Here is a 26354-nt window from a genome sequence, read left to right as displayed (position 1 = left end):
CGCCACTCAGGACGTCAGCACCCGCGCGCCCGCGGCGAGCAGGGACGCCGACGGCAGCCGGAAGCCCGCCGTGTCCGGCAGCGCCGGAACGGCCGGAACAGCGGTGGCGCCCGTGGTCGTGGCGTTCGGGAACTGCGGCTGCCGCTTGGGCGCCGCCACATCGGTGAACGGGATACCGCCGGGTGCCGTCGGCTTCTCCCAGGTGCCGGACGGCGAGGGCGACCGGGCGGGACGCGGGCAGGGCGCGGTTGTCGCGAGCCGGGCGGGCACCGTCGTGCGCAGATCATTGCCGCGCAGGCAGTTGCCCCGACCCTTCGTGGCGGTGGGGAACGTCCAGCCGACGTCAACGCCGTTGGCGCCGAAGGTGTTGTCCAGGACCCGGTTGCCGTTCGGCGGTATGTCAGCGGTGGCGGTGACCACGATCCCGGCGTTGCTGTTGCCGGCGATTCGGTTGCGGACGAACTGGTTGTCGCTGCCGCCGTCGACGCCGATGCCGATGCCCCACCCGCCGTCGGCCTGTTCGGGGGTGGCCGCCTGCTGGTTGGCCGCGATCAGATTGCCCGCGATGACGGCGTCCCGCTGCGGGAGCAACTTCTCCTGGTGGTCGGAGTTGGTGGTGAGTCCGACCCGGTTGCCGACCAGGCGGTTACCGACCACGTACATGTCGCCACTGGCATTGGTGCCTTCGTAACCGACCGCGTTGAGTTCGGCGATGTTGTCCCGCACCACGACGCGACAGGGCTTGCACTGTCCGACGTAGATCCCCGAGTCGGCCGAGCCCGACGTGTACGAGTGCTCGATGACACCGTTCTGCGCGGAGAACGCGTAGATGCCGTACAGCCCGTTGCGGGTCGCGGTCACGTGGGAGACCAGGAACGACTTCAGGAAGGTGACGGGCTCATCGCCGGTGTCGTAGCCGCCGGACTGCCCCGGCGCTCCGGCGGCCGCCTTCGCCGAACCGGTGACCAGGACCCCGTTCTGTGTGTTGTTCTCCACGGTCAGGTTCTCGACGGCCACCCCGGGGGCGGCGACGACGATGCCGTTCGGCTGCCGTAACCGCCCGTCGAGGACGACCTTGGCCCGGGACTCGCCGCGAAGGGTGATGCGAGGCGTCGATATCCTCACCGCCTCGTGGTACACGCCCGGCGCGACCAGCACGAGATCGCCGGGCCGGGCCAGGGACACCGCGGCCGAGATCGTCGGGGCGTCGGCCGGCACGTTGATCGTCACGCGCGCACCGGACGGTCGTCGGCCCTGGTCCGATCCGTCATCGTCCGCGCCGCAGCCGACCAGTACGGGTGCCAGTGTTCCGAGCACCGCGGCCATCAGGCGAAGACGGAGACGAGGCATGGCCTCATCCTGGCACGGAGGCCGCCGACGTCGCAGGCGCTGATATGGATATGGCACAGTTCACACTGTGCGTCCAGCCGACTCCCAACCGTCACGCCGCGCGTTTCTCGGTGCCACCGGCACCGTGACCGCCGTCGGCCTCTCCGCCGGGTGCCAATCGAGTTCCGCCCCGCCGGACCGGGACGATGCCCCCGCGCCGACCCCGCCGGTGTCACCGACGGGCCGGTACCAGGCGGGCATCACGCTTCCGCGACCGGCCCAGCGGAACCTGCTGGCCGTGGTGGCCGACCTCGTTGACGTCGATGCCGCGGCCGTCCGTCCGCTGCTGGCCGAACTCGGCGAGGCCATCCGCGCCCTCACCGCGGGGACCGACGCACGACTGATGGGCCTGCCGCCCGGCGATCTGACCGTGACGGTCGGGGTGGGCCCCCGGCTGGTGCGCCAGGTCGATCCCGCCCTGCCCGGCGCGAAGGACCTCCCACGGTTCTCCCGCGAACAGATCGCCTCCCGGGCACGCGGCGGCGACCTGCTGATACAGATCTGCGCCGACGACGCCTTGGTGATACCGGTCGTGGCCGCCGCGCTTCTGGAGCAGGCCGGTGACCGGATACGGGAACGCTGGCGGCAGTCCGGAGTCCGCGGTGCGAACGTGCCGGTGGATCGGGACCTTGCCGCGCCACGGAACCTCTTCGGTTTCGTCGACGGCATCGTGGGCCCCCATACGAAGGCCGAACAACAACGCCACCTGTGGTTGGCCGGACCGGCTCAAGTCGCCGACGGCACCCTCGCCGTACTCCGGCGCATGGAACTCGACCTGCCTCGGTTCACCAGGCTGTCCGTCGCCGAACAGGAAGCGGTCTTCGGCCGGCGCCGGGCCACTGGTGTGCCCCTCTCCGGTGGCACCATCGCCTCGGGCCCGGACCTCGGCGCCAAAACGCCGGACGGGCGCTACCTCGTCCCGGTGGACGCCCACGCCCGCAGGGCGCACTCCACCGCGGTCGGCGTCGGCCTCATGCTCCGTCGCTCCTACAGCATCGACGGACCCGCCCCCGGCCTGCTCTTCATGAGCTTCCAGAACGACATTCGGACATTCACCAACACCCTCACCAGCATGGACAATTCCGACGCCCTGCTGGAATTCACGACCACGACCGCCAGTGCGACCTTCCTGATACTTCCCGGATTCGACGAACAACACCGGCTGGGTTCCCCGCTCTTCCGCTGAACGGCCCGGCCGCCCCGGCGCCATTCCGGCCGAGGGCTAGGCCCTGTCGGGCGAGGACGAGGCCGCGCCGTCCGGCGCGGCCTCGTACAGCTCGTACCAGATGCATTTGCCGTCGCCGCGCGGATCCACCCCCCAGTTGTCGGCCAGCAGCTCCATCAGCAGCAGGCCGCGCCCGGAGGAGGCCAGCTCGCCCGGGCGGCGGCGGTGCGGCAGCTCGTCGCTGCTGTCGGCGACGTCCAGCCGCAGCCGCCGGGTCCCGTGCCGCCCGCTGACCTCGGCCACCAGCAGGGCGTCCCCGTCGGTGTGCACCAGCACATTGGTGACCATCTCGGAGAGCATCAGCACCGCCGACTCCACCTGGTCCGGGTCCGCCCAGTCGTGCAGCATGTCGCGCAGCTGCCGGCGGGCGCCCGCTATCCGCTCCGGCTCGGCCTGCGCGACCGTGACCGCCGTACGCCGCACCGGCGCCGAACCGGGCCCGACCAGGCACACCTCCGCCTCCCGGCGGATCATCAGCAGCGCTATGTCATCCTCGCGCCGGTCCGCGAGCGGACCGGTGGTGTGGTGGGAGGGCGGCCCGTGCACCGCCTGCACCAGGGAGTCGGCGAGGATCTCGAGGTCGTCCGAGTCGAGCCCGCCGGAGCCGGCGTCCGGGGCGGCGGGCCGCTCGAAGACCTCCCGGATCCGGTCCCAGCCGGTCTCCAGATCGTGCCCGCCGGTCTCGATCAGCCCGTCGGTGCACATCAGCAGCGTCTCGCCGGGCTCCAGCACCACCCGGGTGGTCGGATAGTCGGTGTCCGGGTCGATGCCCAGCGGCAGCCCGCCCGCGGTGGGCCGGAGCATCATCGTGCCGTCGGCCAGCCGGACCGCGGGGTCGGGGTGGCCCGCGCGGGCGATGTCCAGGGTGCCCGCCACCGGGTCCACCTCCATATAGAGGCAGGTGGCGAACCTCGGGTCGTAGCGGTCGTCCGGGCCCTCGGGCTCGGCGAGACCGGCCAGGAAGCGGGAGGCGCGGGAGAGCACCGCGTCGGGATGGTGGCCCTCGGAGGCGTACGCCCGGACCGCGATCCTCAGCTGCCCCATGATCCCGGCGGCGCGCACATCGTGGCCCTGCACATCGCCGATTACCAGCGCGGTACGCCCCGAGGGCAGCCCGATCACGTCGTACCAGTCGCCGCCGACCTGGAGCCCGCCGCCGGTCGGCACATAGCGCGCGGCCACCGTCAGCCCCGGGATGTCGGGCTTGTCGGCGGGCAGCATCGAGCGCTGGAGCCCGTCCGCCAGCTCCCGCTCGGTCTCCTGGAGCGCGGTGCGGGACAGCGCCTGGGCCAGCATCCGGGCGATGGTGGTCAGCACCGAGCGCTCATCGGGCGAGAACGACACCGGATGGGCGAATCCGGCCATCCACGCGCCGATGGTGCGGCCCGCGACGATCAGCGGCAGAAACGCCCAGGACCGGCGGATGCGGGAGCGGCCCGGCGACCACCCGGCCGGGAACCGGCCGCGGTACTCCTCCGGTGTGGGCAGATAGACCGCCCGGCCGGTGCGCACCACCTCCGCCGCCGGATGGTCGGTGCTCAGCGCGATGTCGTGAAGGGGACGGTCGGTGCCCGCCCGCGGCCCGTGGTGGCCGATCACCGAGATCCGCTCGCCCTCGACGCCGAAGACCGCGAGCCCGTCCGGGGAGAAGCCCGGCATCGACAGCCCCGCCGCGACCCGCAGCACCTCGGCGGTGGACATCGCCTCCGCCAGCGCCCGCCCCGCGTCCAGCAGGAACACCTCGCGGTTGCGGCGCCAGTCGCCGGTGATCGGCGGGCCGCCCGCCGAGGTGCCCGGCAGCGGGTCGGGGACCTCCTGGAGGGTGCCGAGCAGGTAGTAGCCGTCGTCGCTGCCGCCCCGCGTTAGGGGACGGGAGCGGGTGCGCACGGTCCGCAGTACGGTGCCCTTCTCGTCCACGATGCGCAGCCGGGCCTCGGCCAGAGTGCCCTCGGCCACCGCGAGCTGGACTATCGCCTTGACCTCCAGCCAGTCCGCGGGGTGGAAACAGGCGCGGGCGGCGGCCTCGGGGAGGGTGACGGCCTCGGCGGGAAGGCCGACCAGCCGGGCGGCCTCCGCGTCATAGGCGACGGCGCCCGAGACACTGTCCCAGCGCCATAGGCCGGTCGCTATGGCGGCCAGCAGGTCCTCGGTGCGCATTGCGCTACCTTATGGGGATTTGCCAACCGCTTACCAGTGAGGGTCGCGGCGCCGGTAGGCTTGGCCGGAAGCTTCCCGAGGGTACGTACGCCTCCCGATCGACACGACTTGGATGAATGATGCATCGGTACCGGTCCCACACGTGTGGTCAGCTCCGCGCCGCTGACGTCGGCACCGACGTCCGGCTCTCCGGATGGCTCCACAATCGACGGAACCTGGGCGGCATCCTCTTCATCGATCTCCGCGACCACTATGGCCTGGTCCAGCTGGTGGTGCGCCCCGACACCCCCGCCAACGAGGCCCTGAGCTCCATCAGCAAGGAGACCGTCGTCCGGGTGGACGGCCGGGTCATCGAGCGCGGCGCGGACAACGTCAACCCCGAGCTGCCGACCGGCGCGATCGAGGTCGAGGTCGCCGACGTCGAGGTGCTCGGCGCCGCCGACCCGCTGCCCTTCACCGTCTTCCCCGAGGACGGGGTCGGCGAGGAGCGGCGGCTGGAGTACCGCTTCCTGGACCTGCGCCGCGAGCGCATGCACCGCAACATCATGCTGCGCTCCGCCGTCATCTCCGCCATCCGGCAGAAGATGACCGCGCAGGGCTTCAACGAGCTCGCGACCCCGATCCTGTCCGCCACCTCCCCCGAGGGCGCCCGGGACTTCCTGGTCCCCTCCCGGCTGCACGCGGGCAAGTTCTACGCGCTGCCGCAGGCCCCGCAGCAGTTCAAGCAGCTGCTGATGATCGCGGGCTTCGACCGCTACTTCCAGATCGCGCCCTGCTTCCGCGACGAGGACGCCCGCGCCGACCGCTCGCCGGGCGAGTTCTACCAGCTCGACGTCGAGATGAGCTTCGTCGAGCAGGAGGACGTCTTCGGCGTCATCGAGAAGGTCATGACCGAGCTCTTCGAGGAGTTCGGCGGCGGCCGCCATGTGACCTCGCCGTTCCCCAGGATCCCGTTCCGCGAGGCCATGCTCAAGTACGGCTCGGACAAGCCGGATCTGCGGGCCCAGCTGGAGCTGCGGGACGTCAGCCACATCTTCGAGGGCTCCGGCTTCAAGGCGTTCGCGGACAAGCACGTGCGCGCGCTGGCCGTGCCGGACACCGCCGAGCAGCCCCGGAAGTTCTTCGACCAGCTCGGTGAGTTCGCCTCTCTGCAGGGCGCCAAGGGGCTGGCCTGGGTCCGGCTCGGCGAGGACTCCAAGCTGACCGGCCCGATCGCGAAGTTCCTCACCGACGAGGACGTCGAGAAGCTGATCGCCGAGGTCGGGGGCAAGCCCGGCACGTCGATCTTCTTCGGCGCGGGCGACTTCGACGAGGTCTCCAAGATCATGGGCGCGGTGCGGGTCGAGGCCGCCAAGCGGGCCGGCCACTTCGAAGAGAACGTCTTCCGGTTCTGCTGGATCGTGGACTTCCCGATGTTCGAGCGGAACGAGGACACCGGGCAGATCGAGTTCTCCCACAACCCCTTCTCCATGCCGCAGGGCGGCCTGGAGGCCCTGGAGACCAAGGACCCGCTGGACATTCTGGCGTGGCAGTACGACATCGTGTGCAACGGTGTGGAGCTGTCCTCCGGTGCCATCCGGAACCACGAGCCGGAGGTCATGTACAAGGCGTTCGAGATCGCGGGCTACTCCCGGGAAGAGGTCGAGCGCGAATTCGGCGGCATGCTGCGGGCGTTCCACTTCGGCGCCCCGCCGCACGGCGGTATCGCCCCCGGCGTCGACCGCATCGTGATGCTGCTGGCCGATGAGCCCAACATCCGCGAGACCATCGCCTTCCCGCTCAACGGCAACGCCCAGGATCTGCTGATGGGCGCGCCCAGCGAGGTGGACGACACCCGGCTGCGCGAGCTGCACCTGTCGCTGCGCAAGCCGCCGCAGGTCAAGCAGGCGGAGAAGGCCGAGAAGACGGGCGAGAAGGCCGAGAAGCCCGCCGAGTAGGCGGGGCCGGACGAGACCCACGGGGCGGGGGCGTGCCGAACGGCGCGCCCCCGCCCCGTGTGTGGGGGGATGGCCGAATGCCGCTCTTCGCACAGCCATTCACAGCCGGTACCCATGGGGCTGCCAGGTTGCCTCCCTACTGTCCCGGCCCATGACCGAACAGCAGAGCAGCAACGGCCTCGAGCCGCAGCCCCAGCGGGACATGACGAGGCGGCGAGTCGTGGTGGCGGGCGGCGCGGCGGTCGCGGCGGCGGGCCTGGGAACGGCCGTCGCCACCACCGCCTCGGCGGGCGAGACCTCCGCCTCCGCCACCCCCTCGGCCGCCACGTCGTCCCCGTCCGGCGAGGTCTGTTACCGGCTCACCTCGGAGACCACCGAGGGGCCGTACTACATCGACGCCGACAAGATCAGAAAGGACATCACCGAGGGCAAGGAGGGCATTCCGATGACCCTCCGCCTCAAAGTGATCGACTCCGACAGCTGCAAACCCGTGGCCAAGGCGGCCGTCGACATCTGGCACTGCGACGCGCTCGGTCTCTACTCGGGTTACGAGAGCTCCAGCAGCGGTGGCGGTGGCACCCCGCCCACCGGGACCCCGCCGACCGGGACCCCGCCCACCGACGCCCCGACGGGCGCGCCGACCGGTGCCCCGCCCGGTGGCGGCCACCAGGAGCCGACCGACGACAAGCGGTATCTGCGCGGCACCCAGCTGACCGACCGGCACGGCTTCGTCGAATTCACCACCGTCTTCCCCGGCTGGTACCGGGGCCGCTGTGTGCATGTCCACACCAAGGTGCACATTGGCGGCAAGCTCACGGACGACGGCTACGAGGGCGGCCACACCTGCCACACCGGTCAGCTCTTCTTCGCCGAGGAGGCGGTGCTCGACTCGGCGAAGGTGGCCCCGTACAACACCAGCACCACCGAGCGCACCACCCTCGACGAGGACGGGATCTACCCCGGCAACGGCGCGCGGGGCGGGCTGCTGCGCCTGAAGTACCGCAAGGGAAGGATCGAGAAGGGCGTCGTCGGCAGCCTCACGCTGGGGGTCGACCCCGACGCGACTCACGACGGCACGGACCTCTGACGCCCTGGGGCCGTCTGAGCCCTGTGGTCCTCTGAGCCCTGGGGTCACAGCCTCCGGTCCACGCCGCACGGTGTGCCCCGGTCCGCGCGGGCGGCCCGGTGCACGGCGCGCAGCAGCCGCTTCGGCGTGGTCCGGTGCTGCCATAAGACGGCTTGGACGCCGTACTCCATCACCGCCATCAGCTCCGTCTCCCGGAGCTCGCCCGCGATCAGCACCACCCGCTGCCGACCGCCCCGCACCAGACGGCGCAGCTCCGCCCCGGCGCGGTCGTCGAGGCGCTCGGCGAGCATGACGGCGACGGCGCCGCGGGGATCGTCGCCGAGCGGGCATGGCCGGTCGACCAGCTCGACGCTGGGCTGATGCTGCAGATGACGCACGACCCCGGCCCGGCTGAGCGGGTCGGGGCCGTGGACCGTCACCGTGACACGCGCGTCCGGCACTGTGTTCCTCGATTTCCCGGTGGCTATGGACTCCACAGGGTCTTCGAGGGGGCTAAACGAACGGTTGCCGCGCGATCAACACGTGCGTGGGGGTGTTTTCCCCTCCCCGCCCCTTCCCGAACCAGGGGCGTTGCCCCTGGACCCCGGAGCCCCGCCACGCGGCGGAGCCGCATATCGGGCTCAGCCGCCGGGGTCTGGGGCGGAGCCCCAGTTACGGGAAGGGGCGGGGAGGGGAACAGCCCGCCGCAGGCGGTGCGATCCGTCCGTCGCCCTGGCTACGCGGCGCCGTTCCCGTTCTGCTCATCGCCGCCGAAGCGCTGCCGGAAGGCGTCCAGGTCCTCCTCGGTGATCTTCGCGAAGAGCACCGGGGGAACCGTGAAGGCCGTGCCCGCCGGGACCGACGCCAGCGCCTTCGCCTCCTCCTGGGCGACCCAGGTCGCGGTGTCCTCGCCCAGCGCGAACGCCGACCGCATGGCCCGCGCCGAGGCCGGGATGAACGGCTCGGAGACGATCGCGTAGAGGTGGATGAGGTTCATCGCGGTACGGAGGGTGAGGGCCGCGGCTTCCTGGTCGGTCTTGATCTCCAGCCAGGGGGCCTTCTCCTCCAGGTAGGAGTTGCCCGCGCTCCACAGGGCGCGCAGCGCCGCCGCGGCCTTGCGGAACTGGAGCGCGTCCATGTGCTCCTCGTATTCCGTCAGCAGCCGCGCGATCTCCTCGCCCAGGCGCTCCTCCGCCTCCCCGGCGGCCTTCCCGGCCGGGACCTCGTCGCCGAACCGCTTGCGGGAGAAGGACAGCACGCGGTTGACGAAGTTGCCGAGGGTGTCGGCCAGGTCCTTGTTGACGGTGGCGGTGAAGTGCTCCCAGGTGAAGGAGGTGTCGTCGGACTCCGGGGCGTTCGCCATCAGGAAGTAGCGCCAGTAGTCGGCGGGCAGCACCTCGAGCGCGGCGTCGGTGAACACCCCGCGCTTGGCGGAGGTGGAGAACTTCCCGCCGTAGTACGTCAGCCAGTTGAACGCCTTGACGTAGTCGACCTTCTTCCAGACGTCCCGGGTGCCGAGGAGGGTGGCCGGGAACATCACCGTGTGGAACGGGACGTTGTCCTTGGCCATGAACTCCGTGTAGCGGACCGTCCGGTCCACGTCATACCACCACGACTTCCAGTCGCGGTTCGCCGGGTCCTGGTCCGCCCACTCCTTCGTGGCTCCGATGTACTCGATCGGGGCGTCGAACCAGACGTAGAAGACCTTGCCCTCGGCAGCCAGCTCCGGCCAGGTGTCGGCCGGCACCGGCACGCCCCAGTCCAGGTCACGGGTGATCGCCCGGTCCTGGAGCCCCTCGTTCAGCCACTTGCGGGCGATTGAGGAGGCGAGCGTCGGCCAGTCCTTGCCGTGCTCGTCGACCCAGGCGGCGACCTCGTCCGCCAGCTTGGACTGGAGGAGGAAGAGGTGCTTGGTCTCCCGGACCTCCAGATCGCTGCTGCCGCTGATCGCGGAGCGGGCGTCGATCAGGTCGGTCGGGTCGAGCACACGGGTGCAGTTCTCGCACTGGTCGCCGCGGGCCCGGTCGTAGCCGCAGTGCGGGCAGGTGCCCTCGATGTAGCGGTCGGGGAGGAAGCGGCCGTCGGCGTTGGAGTACACCTGGCGGATCGAGCGCTCCTCGATGAAACCGTTCGCCTTGAGCTCCCGTGCGATCGTCTGGGTGATCTGCACGTTCTGCGCGGAGGAGCTGCGGCCGAAGTAGTCGAAGGCCAGCCCGAAGCCGTCGTAGATCGCCTTCTGCGCCTCATGCTGCTGGGCGCAGAACTCGTCGACCGGCAGCCCGGCCTCCTTGGCGGCCAGCTCGGCGGGGGTGCCGTGCTCATCGGTGGCGCAGATGTAGAGGACGTCATGGCCGCGCTGGCGCATATAGCGGGAGTAGACGTCGGCCGGGAGCATGGACCCCACCATGTTGCCCAGGTGCTTGATCCCGTTGATGTAGGGAAGGGCGCTGGTGATGAGGTGTCGAGCCATTGCAGGCTGCTCCCGAGTCGATACGGTAAGTGACTTTTCGCTCTGTTGAGCCGCCAATATCGTATCGGAGCGACGGGGGCCACCCGCGCGGCGTTTTTTCCGCGGCGGATGGCCCCCGGGGTGGCGCCGGGGTGGCGCCGGTGCGGCGCCGGATCGGGTGGGGCCGTTCGTCAGTCCTGCTCGCGGGCGGCCAGCCAGCCCGGGAACTTCTTCAGCAGCTCCCGGTACAGCTCGGCGTCGGCGACCGTACGGGGGTCGAGCCCGGCGTGGAAGAAGCCGGTGTTGTCGACGGCCCGCTTCTCCGGGACGGCGAGGGCGGGCGAGGTGTCCAGCTTCCGCAGGAAGTCGAACCCCTTCGCCTCCGGGTCCCCGAACGCCAGGAACTGCCAGAACAGCGGCAGCCCCGCCGCCTCGCACAGCGCCTTCTCGGCAGCGGTCTTGGTGGTGGGCGCGCCGTCCGTCTGGAAGATCACGAACGCGGGGTCGGTGGTGCCGGACGCCTTGTAGTGCTCGATGACGGCGTTGACGGCCGTGTGGTAGTTCGTCCGCCCCATGTGCCCGAGCGAGCCGTGCAGCTCCTCGATCCGGCCGGTGTGCTGGTCCAGCTCGAGGTCGGCGGTGCCGTCGATGTCGGTGGAGAAGAACACGACGGGCACAGTGCCGCTGGTGTCGAGCTGCGCCGACAGGGCGAGGGCCTGCTCGGCGAGGTGCGACACGGTGCCGTCCTTGAAGTACCCCCGCATCGACCCGGACCGGTCCAGCACGAGGTAGACGACCGCCCGCTGCCCACCCAGCCCGCTCTCCTGAAGGGCCTCCCCGGCCGCGCCGTACGCCCCGACCAGCCCAGGCGCCCGCGACGTGAGGTCGGCGAGGGGGATGGCGGCGGCGGGTGCCTCGGCCTTGGGCTCGGCGTCGGCACTTGCCTCCGCCGCCGGAGCCGCCGTGGCATCGCCGTCGACCGAGTGCTGGGGGGTGCTCGCGGCTGCGGGCGTGGCCTCCGCCGTGGCCTCCGGTTCGGCTTCCGCCTCTGCCTCTGCCGTGGCGGACTTGTCGTCGCCCTTGGTGGCGGGCGTGGCCTCGTCGGCAGCCTCTGCCGCTGCCTCACCCTCGGGCGCGGCGGGCTCTGCTGCCGCCTCGGTCGTCGCGGCGGCTTCCGGCTCCGCCTTGGCGGGTTCCGGCGCGGGGTCCTCCGCAACCTCGGCCTGGGGCGTGGTGTCGGCCCCCGCCACGGGAGCCTCGACCTCGACCTCGGCCTCGGCCTCGACCTCGGCCTCGGGGGTGCTCGCGGCTGCGGGCTCGGCTTCCGCCGCGGCGGGCTTGTCGTCGGCCTTGGGCTCGGCGTCGGCACTCGCCTCCGCCGCCGGGGCCTCGGCGGCTGTGGCCGCCTCGGGCGCGGTGGCGGGCTCCGCCTCCGCCTCGGCCCCGGCCGCCGGTTCGACGTCGGCTGCGGGGGCCGTGGTGTCGTCACCAGCCGCGGGCCTGGGCTCGGCGTCAGCGTCGGACGCGGCCTCCGACTTGGTGGCGGGTGCTTCCTTCTCGTCGGTCGCCGCCGCTGCCTCAACCGGAGTCTCTTCGGCGCCCGTCGACGTGTCCTCGTGCGCGGGGGACTTCAGGATCTCGTCGAGGGACTTCAGCGGGGCGGACAGGGCCGGGTCGTGCCCGGATTCGTCGTCCCGGGAGTCCGGGGCCGAGGCCGGGGCCGAGTCCGAGGCCGGGGCCTTGGTGACCGCGTCCGCGTCCGTGGTCGGCTCGGGCTCCGGCTCCGGCTCAGCCTTCGGCTCAGGCGCAGGCTCCGGCGCGGGCTCCGGCTCCGGCGCGGGCTCGGGCTCGGCGTCCGAGTCGGGCTTCCGCTCGGCCTTCTGGTCCACCGTCGGCTCCGCCGATGTGGGTTCCGCCGACTCCGGCTGGGGGTCCGGGACAACCGCCGCCTCCGGCGCAGCAGAAGAATCGTCCACCCCCGTGGTTCGGGAGCGGCCGAAAACTTTGCGCAGTAGGTCCCGTATGCCCATGGGAGATACCTCTCACGTGTCGAGTGCGGTGCATGGCGGTGCATGTCCGTGGTGCCGAAAGGCTAGCGGGCCCTTCGGCGGCCCTCTTCCGCCGATTCCGCTCGCGCTTCGTTCACCTCTGGTTCAGGCGTTCGTCGCCACCATGCGGTTCTACGCCCATAGCTTCGCCGCCAAAGGATCCCGACGTCATGTCGGCCCGGACCGCGTCGGAGTAATGCCCATGCGAGGCCCGGCGAAGCCCATACGTGAACACCCTTACGGAGGGGAAGACGTGCGCAACCTCCTGCCGCTCATCAGCTCACACCCGGGCGGTCGTTCCGCACTGACGTGCCGGTACCGCTGTGGTGACGCCTGCCTTCACGAGACGCCGAACACCAGCGACAACGCCTATGTGGGCGATGTCATCGCCGGTGCCGCCTCGCGCCGTGCCCTGCTGCGGGCCGGTGCCGTGGTGACCGTGGCGGCCGCGACCGGCGCGGTGGCGGTGGAGCGGGCGCCGCGGGCGTCCGCCGCGACGGGCGGCGCCGCCGCCGCCGAGCACAAGGCCGCCGCGAAGAGCAAGGCCGCCCGCGGCCTCCGCTTCGCGCCGGTCGCCCCCAACACCGAGGACACCGTGGTCGTCGCCGAGGGCCACGATCAGAACGTGGTGATCCGCTGGGGCGACCCGATTCTGCGTGGCGCGCCCGCGTTCGACCCGGACCAGCAGAGCGCCAAGGCCCAGGCGGCCCAGTTCGGTTACAACAACGACTACATGGCGGTCCTGGACGTCCCCGGCGAGCGGGACCATCAGCTGCTCGTGGTCAACCATGAGTACACCGACGAGGTGCTGATGTTCTCCGGCTACGACCCGGAGAACCCCACCCGCGAGCAGGCCGAGATCGGCTGGGCCGCGCACGGCCTGTCCGTGGTCGTGACGGCCGAGGAGCGCGGTCTTGGCCGGCTCACCGCGCTGTCCCGTCACCGCCTCAACCGCCGTATCACCGCGACCACTCCGTTCGAGGTCACCGGCCCGGCGGCGGGCAGCGAGCTGCTGCGCACCTCCGCCGACCCGACCGGCAAGCGGATCCTCGGCACGCTGAACAACTGCGGCGGCGGCATCACGCCGTGGGGCACGGTGCTCTCCGGCGAGGAGAACTTCAACCAGTACTTCGCCAACGGTGGTTCGGTCACCGACCCGGCCACCGCGGCCCGCCTCAAGCGGTACGGCATCACCGGTGCCGCCTCCGAGCGCAAGTGGGAACGGTTCGACGACCGTTTCGACGCGGCCAAGGAGCCGAACGAGACCAACCGCTTCGGCTGGGTGATCGAGATCGACCCGTTCGACCCCGAGTCCACCCCGCGCAAGCTGACCGCGCTGGGCCGCTTCAAGCACGAGGCCGCCGAGCCCCGGCTGACCACCGACGGCCGTCCGGTCCTCTACATGGGTGACGACGAGAAGTTCGACTACTTCTACAAGTTCGTCTCCGCCAAGCGGATGATGAAGGGCAACAGCCGCGTCGCCCGCGAGCACAACCGCACGCTGCTGGACGAGGGCACGCTGTACGTCGCCAAGTTCACCGGTGACAGCCCGTCCGCCGAGATCGACGGCTCCGGAAAGCTGCCGAAGGACGGCGAGTTCGACGGCGCCGGTGAGTGGATCCCGCTGGCCTGCGGCGACCGCTCCTTCGTGGAGGGCATGACCGCCGAGGAGGTCTACGTCTACACCCGCATCGCCGCCGACAAGGCGGGCGCGACGAAGATGGACCGCCCCGAGGACGTCGAACCGAGCCCGCGCACCGGCCGGGTCTACATCGCGCTGACCAACAACACCGACCGCGGCAAGGAGGGCAAGGCCCCCGCCGACGAGGCGAACCCGCGCAACGGCAACAAGCACGGCCAGATCCTGGAGCTGACCGAGCGCTGGAACAACGCGGGCTCCACCCGCTTCAACTGGCGGCTGTTCCTGGTCTGCGGCGACCCCGAGGACCCGAGCACCTACTTCGGCGGCTTCCCCAAGGACCAGGTCAGCCCGATCTCCTGCCCGGACAACATCACCTTCGACGCGTACGGCAACCTGTGGATCTCCACCGACGGCAACGCGCTCGGCAACCACGACGGGCTGTTCGGCGTGGCCACCGCGGGCAGCCGCCGCGGTGAGGTCAAGCAGTTCCTGACCGTGCCGAACGGCGCCGAGACCTGCGGTCCGATCGTGCAGGACCGGCGGGTGCTGGTGGCCGTGCAGCACCCGGGCGAGATCGACGGGGCGAGTGTGGAGAAGCCCGCGTCCACCTGGCCCGACGGGCCGGGCAAGCTGACCCGGCCGTCCGTGATCAGCGTCTGGCGGCGCGACGGCGGCGACATCGGCGCCTGACGCGGAGCGCTCAGCCCTCGCCCTCCGCGAGCCGCTTCAGCCGCTCGCGGGGGCCGCGCAGCGAACGGCCCCTGGTGTCCGTACGGGCCCAGGGGTCGTCCGCGAGCCGTTCGCCGACCGTCCGCAGCGTCCAGCGGTCGGCCCTCAGCTCCGGGTCGTCCAGCTCCCGCGCGTCGATGGGTGTGGCCACGGGGGCTCCGGGCCGGGCGCGCACCCCGTACGGGCTGACGGCGGTCTGGGCGTAGGCGTTGCGCTGGGTGTCCAGGTAGAGCCGGCCGCGCCGGTTGGCCTTGCGCGGCTCGGTGGTGAGCCGGTCGGGGTGGCGGGCGGCCAGCAGATCGGCGGCGTCGCGGGCGAAGGCCCGCACGGTGTCGAAGTCGGCGCGGCGGTCCAGCGGGACGATGACATGCAGTCCGCGCGAGCCGGTGGTCATCAGCAGCCCCGGCAGCCCGAGCTCGCCGAGCAGCCCGCAGCAGCGGCGGGCCGTCCAGCGCACCTCCTCGAAGCCCGACTCGCCCGACGAGGGGGGATCGAGGTCGAAGACCAGCCGGTCGGGGTGGTCGGGCCGGTCGGCCCGGGAGAGCCAGCGGTGCGGGGTGACGCACGCCTGGTCGGCGAGGTAGAGGAGAGTCGCGGTGTCGTCGCAGACCACATGGGTGACCTCACCGCCCTCCTTGGGGAGTACGGCGCGGCGCACCCAGTCCGGAAAGTAGTCGGGTGCGTTCTTCTGCATCAGCGGCTTGCCGCCGATTCCGTCCGGATGGCGTTCCATCATCAAAGGGCGGCCGCGCAACTGCGGAATGACGCGCCGGGAGACCGACCGGTAGTACTCGACGAGGTCCCACTTCGTGATCCCGTCGTCGGGGAACAGCTCTTTTTCCGGCCGGCTGACTCGTACGGTGTGGCCCCCGGTCCTGACGTTCCGTGCATCGGTCCGCTTCTCGCTCATATCGGACTCGGGTAACCACATGGATCGCTGACTAAACTCTGGAGTCAGGAAAACGGGAGAAGTTGAAAAGCGGGGGAAATCATGGTGAGACCAGGTTCGCTCGGCCCGCCGACGACGGATCGGCGCGGCCGCTGGGCGCAGAGCCCGCTCGCGCTGATGGACACCACGATGGACCAGTTGCGCACCCTGATCATGGTCCATGAGGCCGGTACGGCGCTGGGCGCGGCACGGATTCTCGGCCGCGAACAGTCCAGTGTGCAAAAGCAGATCGACACCATGAACCGGAACTTTCGCGAGCTTTGCGGCGAACCCCTCATACTCAAGCAGGGGCGCGGCAAGGACGTGCTGTTCACCGGCACCGGAGAAGCCCTGGTCGAATTGGCGCGCGGAACTCTCGGCGACTGGCTGGACGGCATCCATGAGTCACGGCGCCGCCTGGGAAAAACGCTGATGGTGGGCACCACCCGATTTACCCTCAGCTATCTGGCGGGCGCCGGGGAGCGGGTGGCCGAGGACTTCCGGCAGCGCGGTATCGAGCTCAAGGTCGGCCATGTGCGCACCCGGGACGTGCTGGCCAAGCTGCGCGCCAAGGATGTGGACCTGGTGTGCGGCTCCGTGGTGACCAGGCCCGAGGGCGACGATGAGCTCGCCGCCTTCGATGTGATGGAGTGGCGGCGCAGCGGGGTCTCGCTGCTGACCAATCTCTCCGAGGCCGAGCTGCCCGGCCCCACCGCCCCGACCAGCGCGCTGCGCACTCTGCCGCTGGTGGTCTCGGCGAGCGGGCTGATGGCCGGGGTGCTGCACACCTGGTTCGGCGGCGACTACCGCGGCAAGCTGCGCATCGCCGCCGAGATCGACACCGTCAACTACGGCTTCGAGCTGCTGCGCTCCGGGCTGCTGCGCGGCAGCATGCTGGTCACCAAGGGGGTCGCGGACGCGGCGGGCGATCCGAGGGTGGTCTACGGACGCGGGCTGCGCGCCGTCGAGCTGGTCAATGACACCGGGCCCCGGCTGGAGGTGCTGCTGGGCGCGTTCACCCGGCGCGGGGAGCGCGCGTCGTATGACCCGGCCCATCCGCTCAATCTGCTCTGGGACGCGCTCGCGCAGGAGAACGCGCGCTGGCAGCGGGAGCAGCGCTGGCCCACGGCGGGCCTTGAGCCCGATCCGTTCGAGCTGGCCAACTCCTACGACCCGAGCGAGAGCTGAGGCCCCCGGTCAGTCCTTGAGGCCCCGGTCAGCCCGTGAGCCCCTGGTCGACCCTCAGCTCTGCGGCCCGTACAGGTCCAGTTCCACCAGCAGCGCCCGGTGGTCGGTGTGCGGCAGATCCAGGAAGCGGGCCGTGCGCGGCCTCAAGCCCCGGCTGACCAGGACGTGGTCGATCTGCGCCCCCAGGAACGGGGTCGTGGCGCTCGGCCAGCTGGGTGTGCGGGACTCCCCGGTGGCCCGTGCGCTGTCCCGCAGCCCGGTGTCCAGGACGGCCCGGAAGGCGGCGTGGTCCTGGGTGGCGTTGAAGTCGCCCGCGATCAGCGTGGGTTCCCCGCCCCGCCCGTCCGCGTGGGCCCGCAGCCGCCCCAGCTCGGTGCGCCAGAGGTCCAGTTGCCCCGGCGTCGGCGGCATGGGATGGGCGACCTGCATCCGCAGCCGCTGCCCCGCGACCCGGACGACCGCGCCCGGCATCCGCAGCGTTCCGCGCACCCCCTCCGCCCGGGTCAGCGGATGGCGGCTGAGGATCGCCGAGCCCGCGGCGGCGCTGTCGCCGAGGGCGACGCTCCGGTACGGATAGGCCCTGCGGACGGCGGCCGAGTCCAGCGCCGCGGCGCACCGCGTATCGCACTCCTGCACCGCGACCAGGTCCGGCCGCTCCCGGCGCAGCGCGCTCAGCAGCCCCTCCCTGGCCTGCCCGAACTCGAGGTTCGCGGTCATCACCCGCAGCCGGGCGAGGACCGGTCCGCGCGGCTCGGGCGGGGAGCCGCCGTCGTACGGCTGGATGAACCACCCGGTGGCCGCCGCTGCCGCCAGTGCCCAGCCGCACCCCAGCGGCCAGCGCGCGGCCGTGCTCAGCAGCAGCCCGAGCGCCGCCGGGACCAGCAGCCAGGGCAGGAAGGCCAGCAGCTGCGGTATGGGGGTGATGCCGTCGGTGTCCGCGGCCCGGCACAGCACCACCACGCTGACCACGGCCAGGGGCGGCACCGCGCACCAGGCCGCCCACCGCCGGGCCCGTCCGCCGGGGAGCCGTAGCAGCCGGGCGACGGCGCGCGGCAGCCGGGCGACGGCGCCCCGGGCGCCGCGTGGTGCCGGTGGGCGGCCGGGGCCCGCGGCTTGGTCCTCCGCGACTGTCGTCTCCACGCTGGGCCTCTCGATCGGGGGGCGCACATTCTCTCGTACGCATTGGCGAGCGGCCCTGACGTTCACGCCGGGCAAGCGAACAGTTGTCTCATGGGTCGCTGGGGCGGCTGATCGTTGGGGAAGCGGCGGTCGTGTGTGTGGTGGTCGTACTACGGTCCGATGTCATGAAGCTGGTTGTGCAGGTGAAGCTGCTGCCGACGCCGGAGCAGGCGTCGGTCCTGGAGGCGACCCTGCGCGTCTGTAACCGGGCCGCCACCTACGCCTCGCAGGTTGCCTTCGCCAAGGAGCTGAAGGACCGCAACGGCCTCCAGAAGGAGGTGTACGCGGATCTGAAGGCGAGATTCGGGCTGTCGGCCCAACCGGCGGTGCGGGCGGTGAAAAAGGTCGTCGATGCCTATGCGACGCTGAGGGCCAACCTGTGGGCGGGGACCCTGGGCCCGCCCACATCCAAGCGCTACCGTAAGGCCATCGGCGCCCCCATCGGCTTTCGTCCGGAGGCGGCCCAGCCGTTCGACGATCGCTGCCTGTCCTGGCAGTACGACGCACGCACGGTATCGATCTGGACGATGGCCGGGCGGATGCGCGGCATCCGGTTCGCTTGCTCGCCCGACCAGCTCAAGATGCTCGTCGCCCATCGCAAGGGCGAGAGCGACCTGGTGTGCCGGGGTGGGAAGTGGTTCTTGATCGCCACCTGCGACCTGCCCGACCCGGAGGTGTACGAACCGGTCGACTGGATCGGAGTCGACCGGGGCATCGTGAACCTCGCCACCACATCCGACGGCACGAACTACCAGGGCCGCCGCCTGTCCCGCTACCGGCGCTGGCAGGCCCGCAAACGCGCCGAACTCCAGGGGAAGACAAGCCGCTCTGCCCGGCGGCGTCTGGCCCGCCGTAAGCGAAAGGAACAGCGTCATGCCGCCCATGTGAACCATCGCGTCAGCAAGGAGATCGTGTCCGTCGCGCAACGCACCGGGCGCGGCTTCGCCGTCGAGGATCTCGGCGGGATCCGCAAGCGGGTACGGTTACGCCGCGACCAGCGGGGCGCCCTCTCCTCCTGGCCCTTCCACCAGCTGGGACAGCACCTTGCCTACAAGTGCCGCAAGGCCGGGGTGCCGTTCCTCGAAGTGGATGCGGCCTACACCTCGCAGCGCTGTCCGCGCTGTGGGCACACCGAGCGGGCCAACCGGCCCGATCGGGACTGTTTTCGCTGTCGTCGGTGTGGGCTCGCTGGCCTCGCCGATGTCGTCGCCGGGGTCAATGTGCGCGATCGCGCACGCTCGGCGTGGGTGTTTGTCACCGCACCCGCACCCGCACCCCACCCCTGACAACTGCTCGGGTTGGGTGGATGCGACCCGTGACCGTCCTGTCGTAGGGGGTAGTCGGGAGCGCGATGAGGTGTGCACGGCCGAGCGCAACAAACTCGGCCGTGCACGACTGAGAAGGTGACCCACACCGGATACGGCACCCCGAGGGCCCCGCTCACCCGCCGCCGCGCAGCGCCAGCACCGCCTCGACCGTGTCAGCCTGGTCCGCCGGTTTGTCCTCCCGGTAGCGCAGCACCCGCGCGAACCGCAGCGTGACGCCCGCCGGATAGCGGGACGAGCGCTGGAGCCCGTCGAAGGCCACCTCGACCACCAGTTCCGGCCGCACCCGCACCACCCAGCCGTCGTCGCTCACCGCGATCCCCAGCAGCGCCTCCGTCTGCCACTCCAGCATCACGTCGGTCAGCCCCTTGAACGTCTTGCCCAGCATCACGTACGTGCCGTCCGGCGCCCGCGCGCCCAGATGGAGGTTGGACAGCTTCCCGGTGCGGCGGCCGTGCCCCCACTCCGCCGCCAGCACCACCAGGTCCAGCGTGTGCACCGGCTTGACCTTCAGCCAGGACGCCCCGCGCCGGCCCGCGCCGTACGGCGCCTCCAGCCCCTTGACCAGCACCCCCTCATGCCCCCGGGCCAGCACGTCCGCCGCGAACTCACCGGCCGCCCGCCGGGTTTCCGGATCCGCCGGGTCCTCGGCCACCAGCCGCCGCACCCGCCGGGGCCCGGGGGCGATCCGGGCCAGTTCGGCATGGCGCTCACGGGTCGGGAGGTCGAGCAGATCGCGGTCGTCCACCACGAGCAGATCGAAGAAGACGGGGGACAGCGGCAGCGCGGCCGACGCCCCGGCCACATCGAGCCGCGAGCCGACCCGGCCGGAGGTCTCCTGGAACGGCCGGGGCCGCCCCTCCGCGTCCAGCAGGATCACCTCGCCGTCGAGGATCGCCCGGTCCACCGCCAGCTCCCGCGCCGCCGTGACCACCTCCGGCAGCCGATCGGTGATCTCGTCGAGGGTGCGGGTGTAGATCCGTACCTCCTCGCCGTCCCGGTGCACCTGTACCCGGATCCCGTCCAGCTTCTCCTCGACCGCGCACGCCCCCAGCCGGTCCATGGCCTCGTCGAGGTCCTTGGCGCTCTGCGCGAGCATCGGCAGCACCGGCCGCCCCACCTCGAGCCGGAAGTCGGCCAGCGCCTCGGGGCCCCGCGCCAGCAGCGCCTCGGCCACCGCGCCCAGCGACCCGCCGAGCATCACCGCGCGCCGCACCTCGGCGGCCGGTGCGCCGACCGCCTCGGCGAGCCCCTCCACGGCCAGCCCCTCCAGCGCTCCCTGCCGCAGCTCCCCGCCGATCAGGCCGAGCAGAAAGCCCTGCTCCTCCTCGGTAGCGGCCGACAGCAGTTCGCCCACAAGCCGTTTGCGGGCCGCCGTCGCACCGGTGCCGGCGATCGCCGCGACCCGGCTCAGGGCCTCGTCCACATCGAGCACCGCGAGCGTCGGCTCGGTGGCGGGTTCCCGCCGGTGGCGCAGGGTGGACCAGCCCACTCCGGTGCGGCGCTGGGGCAGCTTGCCCGCGAGGTAGGTGATCACCACGGCCGCCTCGGCCGGTTCCGTACGCCGGAACAGCCGGGCCAGCGCGGCGATCTTCTCCGAGCGGGCGGAGGTGGCCGCGACCTGGCGGGAGGTCAGCGCGACATCAGCCAGCAGCATGGCTCCAGCCTGCCCCGCGCCCTGCCGGGAAGCCAGGCATCACGTCCCTCAGGCGGTGCGGCCAGCCTCGGGGTGTCCCGTCTCGGGGCGTCCCGTCTCCGCGCGTCCCGCGCCGCCACGGCTCGGCCCGGCGCACAGCGCCCAGATCACGAGGGCGTCGATGATGAGCAGCACCGTGGCCCAGAGCGGGTAGTACGGCAGCCACAGGAAGTTGGCGATGAGCGCGAGCCCGGCCAGCACCACGCCCGTGACACGGGCCCACATCGCACCGGTGAACACCGCGAATCCCGCGACCACCACGGCGATCCCGAGGGCCAGGTGGACCCAGCCCCATCCGGCGAGGTCGTACTGGAAGATATAGCTCTGCGTGACCAGGAAGACCCGGTCGGTCCGGATGGCCGAGATGCCCTGGGCCAGGTTCATCAGACCGCCGAAGATCATCATGACCCCAGCGAAGACGAGCCATCCGCTCACCGCCCGGTGCATATGGCCCGGAGCGGCCCCTGTCTGAACTCCACCGGCGTGACTGGCCATGTCGGGCTCCTTCGTCCGGCGCGATCGGCGCCGCCACGACACCGATTCGCGGTAATAAGGGTGAATTACCCTTTTCTCAGATTTGCATAGACGTCCGTCTTCGGCATCTCGCCCACCGTGGGTCCGCCATCGGCTCGCTCCGAGTTCGCCATGCAAACGGAAAGTCGCACATCATATGCGGAAAGTGAGGGCCGCCGGGCCGCCGGAAGGGGAGATTCGCCATCCAAGAATTCCCGGTGTAGATGTATGTGTATGGCCCGGTTTAAGGGTCGATCGTGGGCTGCCCGCATGTTCCCCGGTCGGCGCCCACGGAGTCGGCGGCGGGAACGTCCGGAGGTGGCGGGCCGGCGCTTTCAATGGCGGCCGAACGTTCGCAGCGTCGCCGGGCAGGTCTTCATCCTCCAGCTCGTGATCGTGCTGCTGCTCGGCGCGGCGGCCACCGTCGCCCTGGTGCTCCAGGTGCGGCACGACGCCACCGACGAGGCCCGCAGCCGGTCCGTCGCGGTGGCCGAGTCCTTCGCCAACTCCCCGGGTATCGTCCAGGCCCTGCACAGCCCCGACCCCACCAAGGTGCTCCAGCCGAAGGCCGAGGCCGCCCGGAAGAGAACCGGGCTCGACTTCGTCGTGGTCACGAACGACAAGGGCATCCGGTACACGCACCCCAAGCTCAACCGGATCGGCAAGCACTACGTCGGCAACATCGGCCCGGCGCTGCACGGGCACACCACCGTCGATACCGGCCCCGGCACACTGGGCGAGGCGATGGACGCCGTGGCACCCATCTTCGACAGAAACCACAAGGTCGTCGGCTTGGTCGGCGCGGGGATCACGATCAAGAAGGTGAGCGGGCTCGCCAACCGCCAGCTGCCGCTCCTCGTCGGCGCCGTCTCCGCGTCACTCGTCCTCGCCACCGGCGGCACCGCGCTGGTGAGCAGGCGTCTGCGGCGGCAGACCCGTGGCCTGGACCCGATCGAGATGACGCGGATGTACGAGCACCATGACGCGGTGCTGCACTCGGTGCGCGAGGGCGTGCTGATCGTCGGCGACGACGGGCGGCTGGTGCTCACCAACGACGAGGCGTCCCGGCTGCTCGACCTGCCGCCGCGGCCGGAGGGGCGGCTGGTCGACGACCTGGGCCTGGAGCCCCATGTCGCCGACGTCCTGGCCTCCGGGCGCGATGTCACCGACGAGGTGCTGGTGGCCGGCGACCGGCTGCTGGCCATCAACAACCGGCTGACCGACCGCGACGGCGGCCCGCCCGGCAGCGTCGCCACCCTGCGCGACTCCACCGAGCTGCGCGCCCTCTCCGGCCGTGCCGAAGTGGCCCAGAAGCGGCTCAAGCTGCTGTACGACGCGAGCGTGGAGATCGGCACCACGCTCGACGTCGTCCGGACCGCCGAGGAGCTGGCGCAGGTGGCGGTGGACCGCTTCGCCGACTTCGTCACGGTCGACCTGGCGGAGACCGTGGCGCGCGGCGAGGAGCCGCTGGCGGTCGGCGGTGTCGAGATGCGCCGGGAGGCGGCCCACGGCATCCGGCCCAACCACCCCTTCTATCCGGTCGGCAAGGTGTTCTCGTTCGTTCCGTCCTCGCCCCAGGCGTTCGGGCTGAGCGGGGGCGAGCCGGTCGTGGAGTCCGACCTCTCCGAGGCCACCGGCTGGCAGGCCCAGGACCCCGAGCAGACCGCCAAGGTCATCGAGTACGGCGTCCGGTCGCTGGTCACCGTGCCGTTGCGGGCGCGTGGCGTGCTGCTGGGCGTGGTCAACTTCTGGCGGATGAAGCAGCGCGAGCCCTTCGAGCAGGAAGAGGTGTCCCTCGCCGAGGAGCTCGCCTCGCACGCCGCGGTCTGCATCGACAACGCCCGCCGCTACACCCGCGAGCACACCATGGCGGTGACCCTCCAGCACAGCCTGCTGCCCCGCGCCCTGCCCAGCCAGAGCGCCCTGGACGTGGCCTTCCGCTATTTGCCGGCCGAGTCGGGGGTCGGGGGCGACTGGTTCGACGTCATTCCGCTGCCGGGGGCGCGGGTGGCGCTGGTGGTGGGCGATGTGGTGGGGCACGGTCTGCACGCGGCGGCGACGATGGGGCGGCTGCGGACGGCGGTGCACAACTTCTCCACGCTCGACCTCCCGCCCGATGAGATCCTCTCCCACCTGGACGATCTGATCGCCCGGATCGACCAGGACGAGGGCCCTGGCGGCCTGGACGGTGACGGCAGCGGTGGCAGTGAGGGGATCACGGGAGCCACGTGTCTGTACGCGATCTACGATCCGGTGACGCGGCGTTGCACGATGGCGCGGGCCGGTCATCCGCCGCCCGCGCTGGTGCGTCCGGACGGCTCGGTGGAGTTCCTGGAACTTCCCGCCGGGCCGCCGCTGGGCCTGGGCGGGCTGCCGTTCGAGACCGCCGAGGTCGAGCTGGCCCAGGGCAGCCATCTCGTCCTCTATACGGACGGGCTCATCGAGGACCGCCGCCGGGAGATCGACACCGGTCTGGAGATGCTGCGCCGCGCCCTGTCCCACCCCGGCCGGACCCCCGATGAGATCTGCACCGGGGTGCTGGACGCGCTGCTGCCCAGCAATCCGAGCGATGACATCGCCCTGATCGCCGCCCGGACCCGGGTCGTGGGCGCCGACCGCGTGGCCGCCTGGGAGGTGCCGTCCGACCCCGCCGCCGTATCCGGAGTGCGCGCCGAGGTCATGCGGAAGCTGGCGGAGTGGGGGCTGGACGAGGCCGCGTTCACCGCCGAGCTGGTGCTCAGCGAGCTGATCACCAACGCCATCCGGCACGCCACCGGCCCGATCCGGGTGCAGATCCTCCGCGACCGCGCGCTGATCTGCGAGGTCTCCGACACCAGCAGCACCTCTCCGCATCTGCGATACGCGGCGACGATGGACGAGGGCGGCCGGGGGCTGTTCCTGGTCGCGCAGTTCGCGGAGCGCTGGGGCACCCGCTACACCTCGGACGGCAAGGTCATCTGGGCCGAGCTGGCGATTCCGTAGCGTCGCCGGGCGGACCGGCGGCGGCGGCGTCAATGGCGGCGCACATGGCGGAGTCAGTGGCGGCGCACATGGCGGAGTCAATGGCAGCGTCATATGCGTCCGGAACATGACGCTTCACAGCCTCTCGATTTGACGGGCCGTCATGATCCATGTGCTGAGAGGGCCCGGTCAAACCGACGTGACTCTACTAACATGTGGCGCCCACGGCTTGATGTCCGCGTGGTCCAGCCAAAATCCCTCAACGCGCCCATGAGGACCTGATAGATGTCAGCACACATATCCAGCCATCCGTACAAAGGGCCCTCGGTGACGCGCGGGGCCCTGACCGTCCCCCTGCTGGCAGCCGTCGTCGCCGCCGGAGCGGGACTGTGGGTGACCACCGCGGTGCCATCCGCCCAGCGCGCCTTCGTCGCCGTCTTCTGCGGGGCCGCCGCCGTGCTGCTGGGGGTGGCGCTCGCCGTCGCCGCCAACCGCTCGCGGACCATCGCCCGTCTCCAGGAGCGGGTCACCTCGCTGGAGACCGCGGCCGCCGCGCGGGAGATCGAGGCCACCCGGCTCGCCGAGGAAACGATTCCGTCCGCGGTGCGGCAACTGCGCGAGGGGGGCTCGGTGGAAACCGTGGTCACCCGCATGGAGCGCCCCACCAGCCGGGCCCATCAGTATCTGCTGCGGACCCTGCTGCGCGAGATCGGCGACGGTGAGCGCATGCGCGCCTCCGCGATGGCCGCGTGCGCCAACGCCGCGGGCCGCGTCCAGGCGCTGGCCACCAGCATGCTGGCCGACCTCCGGGAGATGGAGAACCGCCACGACGAGACCGTCCTCGGCGATCTGCTGAAGCTGGACCACACCACCGCCCAGGCGGGCCGGATCGCGGACAGCATCGCGGTGCTGACCGGTGCCCGCTCCGGGCGCCGCTGGACCAAGCCGATCGTCATGGAGTCCGTGCTGCGTGGCGCGATCGGCCGGATCAGCGCCTTCCAGCGGGTACGGGTCCACTCGACCAGCAACGCCGCGGTGGCCGGTTACGCGGCCGAGGGCGTCATGCACGCCCTCGCCGAACTGATGGACAACGCCGCCAGCTTCTCGCCTCCCACCGAGGAGGTGCATGTGTACGTCGAGGAGACGCACGCGGGCGTCGTGGTGACCGTCGAGGACGGTGGCCTGGTGATGGGCCCGGCCGCCCTGGACCGCGCCCAGAAGGCCGTCTCCTCCGAGAGCCTGGACCTGATGACCCTGTCCGGCACCCGGCTGGGCCTCGCGGTTGTCGGCTGTCTGGCCCGCAAGCATGGGCTCACCGTCTCCTTCCGGCCGTCCGCGCGCGGCGGCACCGGTGTCGTCGTCCTGATCCCGCAGCAGCTGGTCACGCACATCAACCAGGACGCCGTCGTCCTCGACACGCCGGGCACCGTCCGCACGGGGGTCCCCCGGCGGACGTCCGCCACGTCGACCGCCACGAGCGCGTCCACCGCCACGGTCGCGCCCGCTCCCAGCGCGCCCGCCCCGACCGCGTCCGCTCCGGCCGCCGCGCCGTCCGCGTCGCCGGAGACCGCTCCGGCATCTCCGGCCGCCGCGCCGTCGTCCGCGCCGGAGCCGTCCGCGCAGCCCTCGCGGGTCAATGGACTGCCCAAGCGGCGCCGTGGCGAGACGCTGGCCGCCGCCACCCGCGCGGCCACCCAGGCGGCCGAGACGGAACCCAAGCCCAAGACCAGCCGTCCACGACCCGAGGAAGCCGGAGCCCGCTTCGGCGCCTTCCGCCAGGCGGCCCGCGGTACTTCTTCCGCCGGTGCCCCGTGTGACACCGAGCCTTCGGTATCCGCAGATCACACCGAGTCCGCCGAGTCCGCCGAGTCCGCCGAGTCCGCCGAGTCCGCCGAGCCTGCCGGGAACGACAAGCCGTGACA

The 26354-nt window shown here is 71.5% G+C and carries 17 protein-coding genes; 8 read left to right on the top strand and 9 right to left on the bottom strand.

The window, feature by feature from the left end:
• Positions 1 to 6: 6 nt before the first annotated feature.
• Entirely contained in the window at positions 7 to 1350 is a 1344-nt protein-coding gene (locus tag ACMTAK_RS25465; RefSeq protein WP_413808356.1) for a right-handed parallel beta-helix repeat-containing protein, read from the bottom strand.
• Between the two features lie 67 nt (positions 1351 to 1417).
• Here ACMTAK_RS25465 and ACMTAK_RS25460 point away from each other — a divergent pair, with 67 nt between their 5' ends.
• A complete protein-coding gene (locus tag ACMTAK_RS25460) occupies positions 1418 to 2575 on the top strand; it encodes a Dyp-type peroxidase (RefSeq protein ID WP_413808355.1) in 1158 nt (385 codons plus the stop codon).
• 36 nt (positions 2576 to 2611) lie between these two features.
• Here the strand turns inward: ACMTAK_RS25460 and ACMTAK_RS25455 are convergent, their stop codons facing one another.
• The gene (locus ACMTAK_RS25455) at positions 2612 to 4771 is read right to left on the bottom strand and encodes an ATP-binding SpoIIE family protein phosphatase (RefSeq protein WP_413808354.1); all 2160 of its coding nucleotides are present in this window, start codon (positions 4769 to 4771) and stop codon (positions 2612 to 2614) included.
• 119 nt (positions 4772 to 4890) lie between these two features.
• Here ACMTAK_RS25455 and aspS point away from each other — a divergent pair, with 119 nt between their 5' ends.
• Positions 4891 to 6708, top strand: a complete 1818-nt coding sequence (gene aspS, locus ACMTAK_RS25450; RefSeq protein ID WP_413812987.1) for an aspartate--tRNA ligase — start codon at positions 4891 to 4893, stop codon at positions 6706 to 6708.
• 151 nt (positions 6709 to 6859) lie between these two features.
• The gene (locus ACMTAK_RS25445; RefSeq protein ID WP_413808353.1) at positions 6860 to 7795 is read left to right on the top strand and encodes an intradiol ring-cleavage dioxygenase; all 936 of its coding nucleotides are present in this window, start codon (positions 6860 to 6862) and stop codon (positions 7793 to 7795) included.
• 44 nt (positions 7796 to 7839) lie between these two features.
• Here ACMTAK_RS25445 and ACMTAK_RS25440 read toward each other — a convergent pair whose 3' ends face one another.
• From ACMTAK_RS25440 to ACMTAK_RS25430, 3 genes are all read right to left on the bottom strand, one after another.
• Positions 7840 to 8235, bottom strand: coding sequence for a DNA-binding response regulator (locus tag ACMTAK_RS25440; RefSeq protein ID WP_413808352.1), 396 nt, complete (start codon positions 8233 to 8235; stop codon positions 7840 to 7842).
• Positions 8236 to 8510: 275 nt separating this feature from the next.
• Entirely contained in the window at positions 8511 to 10244 is a 1734-nt protein-coding gene (gene metG / locus ACMTAK_RS25435) for a methionine--tRNA ligase (RefSeq protein WP_413808351.1), read from the bottom strand.
• 170 nt (positions 10245 to 10414) lie between these two features.
• Positions 10415 to 12112 (bottom strand): VWA domain-containing protein, encoded by a 1698-nt coding sequence (locus ACMTAK_RS25430; RefSeq protein ID WP_413808350.1) that lies wholly within the window; start codon positions 12110 to 12112, stop codon positions 10415 to 10417.
• 412 nt (positions 12113 to 12524) lie between these two features.
• Here ACMTAK_RS25430 and ACMTAK_RS25425 point away from each other — a divergent pair, with 412 nt between their 5' ends.
• On the top strand, positions 12525 to 14603 hold the full coding sequence (locus tag ACMTAK_RS25425) for a PhoX family protein (protein WP_413808349.1): 2079 nt from the start codon (positions 12525 to 12527) through the stop codon (positions 14601 to 14603).
• A gap of 10 nt (positions 14604 to 14613) precedes the next feature.
• Here the strand turns inward: ACMTAK_RS25425 and ligD are convergent, their stop codons facing one another.
• The gene (gene ligD / locus ACMTAK_RS25420; RefSeq protein WP_413808348.1) at positions 14614 to 15552 is read right to left on the bottom strand and encodes a non-homologous end-joining DNA ligase; all 939 of its coding nucleotides are present in this window, start codon (positions 15550 to 15552) and stop codon (positions 14614 to 14616) included.
• A 168-nt stretch (positions 15553 to 15720) separates the two neighbouring features.
• Between ligD and ACMTAK_RS25415 the strand changes: the two genes are divergently transcribed.
• A complete protein-coding gene (locus tag ACMTAK_RS25415) occupies positions 15721 to 16758 on the top strand; it encodes a LysR family transcriptional regulator (protein ID WP_413812986.1) in 1038 nt (345 codons plus the stop codon).
• A 54-nt stretch (positions 16759 to 16812) separates the two neighbouring features.
• Here ACMTAK_RS25415 and ACMTAK_RS25410 read toward each other — a convergent pair whose 3' ends face one another.
• The gene (locus tag ACMTAK_RS25410) at positions 16813 to 17898 is read right to left on the bottom strand and encodes an endonuclease/exonuclease/phosphatase family protein (protein ID WP_413808347.1); all 1086 of its coding nucleotides are present in this window, start codon (positions 17896 to 17898) and stop codon (positions 16813 to 16815) included.
• Between the two features lie 164 nt (positions 17899 to 18062).
• On the opposite strand from ACMTAK_RS25410, the gene ACMTAK_RS25405 reads away from it, so the two are divergent.
• Positions 18063 to 19223: an RNA-guided endonuclease InsQ/TnpB family protein gene (locus ACMTAK_RS25405; RefSeq protein ID WP_413808346.1), complete on the top strand. Its 1161-nt coding sequence runs from the start codon at positions 18063 to 18065 to the stop codon at positions 19221 to 19223.
• Positions 19224 to 19377: 154 nt separating this feature from the next.
• On the opposite strand, the gene ACMTAK_RS25400 is transcribed toward ACMTAK_RS25405, so the two are convergent.
• Positions 19378 to 20919, bottom strand: a complete 1542-nt coding sequence (locus tag ACMTAK_RS25400) for an ATP-dependent DNA ligase (protein ID WP_413808345.1) — start codon at positions 20917 to 20919, stop codon at positions 19378 to 19380.
• A gap of 48 nt (positions 20920 to 20967) precedes the next feature.
• Positions 20968 to 21453, bottom strand: coding sequence for a DUF7144 family membrane protein (locus ACMTAK_RS25395; RefSeq protein ID WP_413808344.1), 486 nt, complete (start codon positions 21451 to 21453; stop codon positions 20968 to 20970).
• Positions 21454 to 21705: 252 nt separating this feature from the next.
• On the opposite strand from ACMTAK_RS25395, the gene ACMTAK_RS25390 reads away from it, so the two are divergent.
• Both ACMTAK_RS25390 and ACMTAK_RS25385 read left to right on the top strand, forming a co-directional pair.
• A complete protein-coding gene (locus ACMTAK_RS25390; RefSeq protein ID WP_413808343.1) occupies positions 21706 to 24453 on the top strand; it encodes a SpoIIE family protein phosphatase in 2748 nt (915 codons plus the stop codon).
• A gap of 264 nt (positions 24454 to 24717) precedes the next feature.
• A complete protein-coding gene (locus ACMTAK_RS25385; protein ID WP_413808342.1) occupies positions 24718 to 26352 on the top strand; it encodes a sensor histidine kinase in 1635 nt (544 codons plus the stop codon).
• Positions 26353 to 26354 lie beyond the last annotated feature (2 nt).

Source organism: Streptomyces lacaronensis, assembly GCF_047337785.1.
In the GTDB taxonomy this organism is placed as follows: domain Bacteria; phylum Actinomycetota; class Actinomycetes; order Streptomycetales; family Streptomycetaceae; genus Streptomyces; species Streptomyces lycopersici.
The sequence above is the reverse complement of the archived record's forward strand: the minus strand, read 5'-3'. Positions and strand labels throughout refer to the sequence as shown.

Excerpts from the sequence above, each read along its gene's own strand:
- ACMTAK_RS25465 (WP_413808356.1), bottom strand. The coding sequence starts at position 1,350 with ATGCCTCGTCTCCGTCTTCGCCTGATGGCCGCGGTGCTCGGAACACTG.
- ACMTAK_RS25455 (WP_413808354.1), bottom strand. The coding sequence starts at position 4,771 with ATGCGCACCGAGGACCTGCTGGCCGCCATAGCGACCGGCCTATGGCGC.
- aspS (WP_413812987.1), top strand. The coding sequence starts at position 4,891 with ATGCATCGGTACCGGTCCCACACGTGTGGTCAGCTCCGCGCCGCTGAC.
- ACMTAK_RS25445 (WP_413808353.1), top strand. The coding sequence starts at position 6,860 with ATGACCGAACAGCAGAGCAGCAACGGCCTCGAGCCGCAGCCCCAGCGG.
- metG (WP_413808351.1), bottom strand. The coding sequence starts at position 10,244 with ATGGCTCGACACCTCATCACCAGCGCCCTTCCCTACATCAACGGGATC.
- ligD (WP_413808348.1), bottom strand. The coding sequence starts at position 15,552 with ATGAGCGAGAAGCGGACCGATGCACGGAACGTCAGGACCGGGGGCCAC.
- ACMTAK_RS25415 (WP_413812986.1), top strand. The coding sequence starts at position 15,721 with ATGGACCAGTTGCGCACCCTGATCATGGTCCATGAGGCCGGTACGGCG.
- ACMTAK_RS25405 (WP_413808346.1), top strand. The coding sequence starts at position 18,063 with ATGAAGCTGGTTGTGCAGGTGAAGCTGCTGCCGACGCCGGAGCAGGCG.
- ACMTAK_RS25400 (WP_413808345.1), bottom strand. The coding sequence starts at position 20,919 with ATGCTGCTGGCTGATGTCGCGCTGACCTCCCGCCAGGTCGCGGCCACC.
- ACMTAK_RS25395 (WP_413808344.1), bottom strand. The coding sequence starts at position 21,453 with ATGGCCAGTCACGCCGGTGGAGTTCAGACAGGGGCCGCTCCGGGCCAT.
- ACMTAK_RS25390 (WP_413808343.1), top strand. The coding sequence starts at position 21,706 with ATGGCCCGGTTTAAGGGTCGATCGTGGGCTGCCCGCATGTTCCCCGGT.
- ACMTAK_RS25385 (WP_413808342.1), top strand. The coding sequence starts at position 24,718 with ATGTCAGCACACATATCCAGCCATCCGTACAAAGGGCCCTCGGTGACG.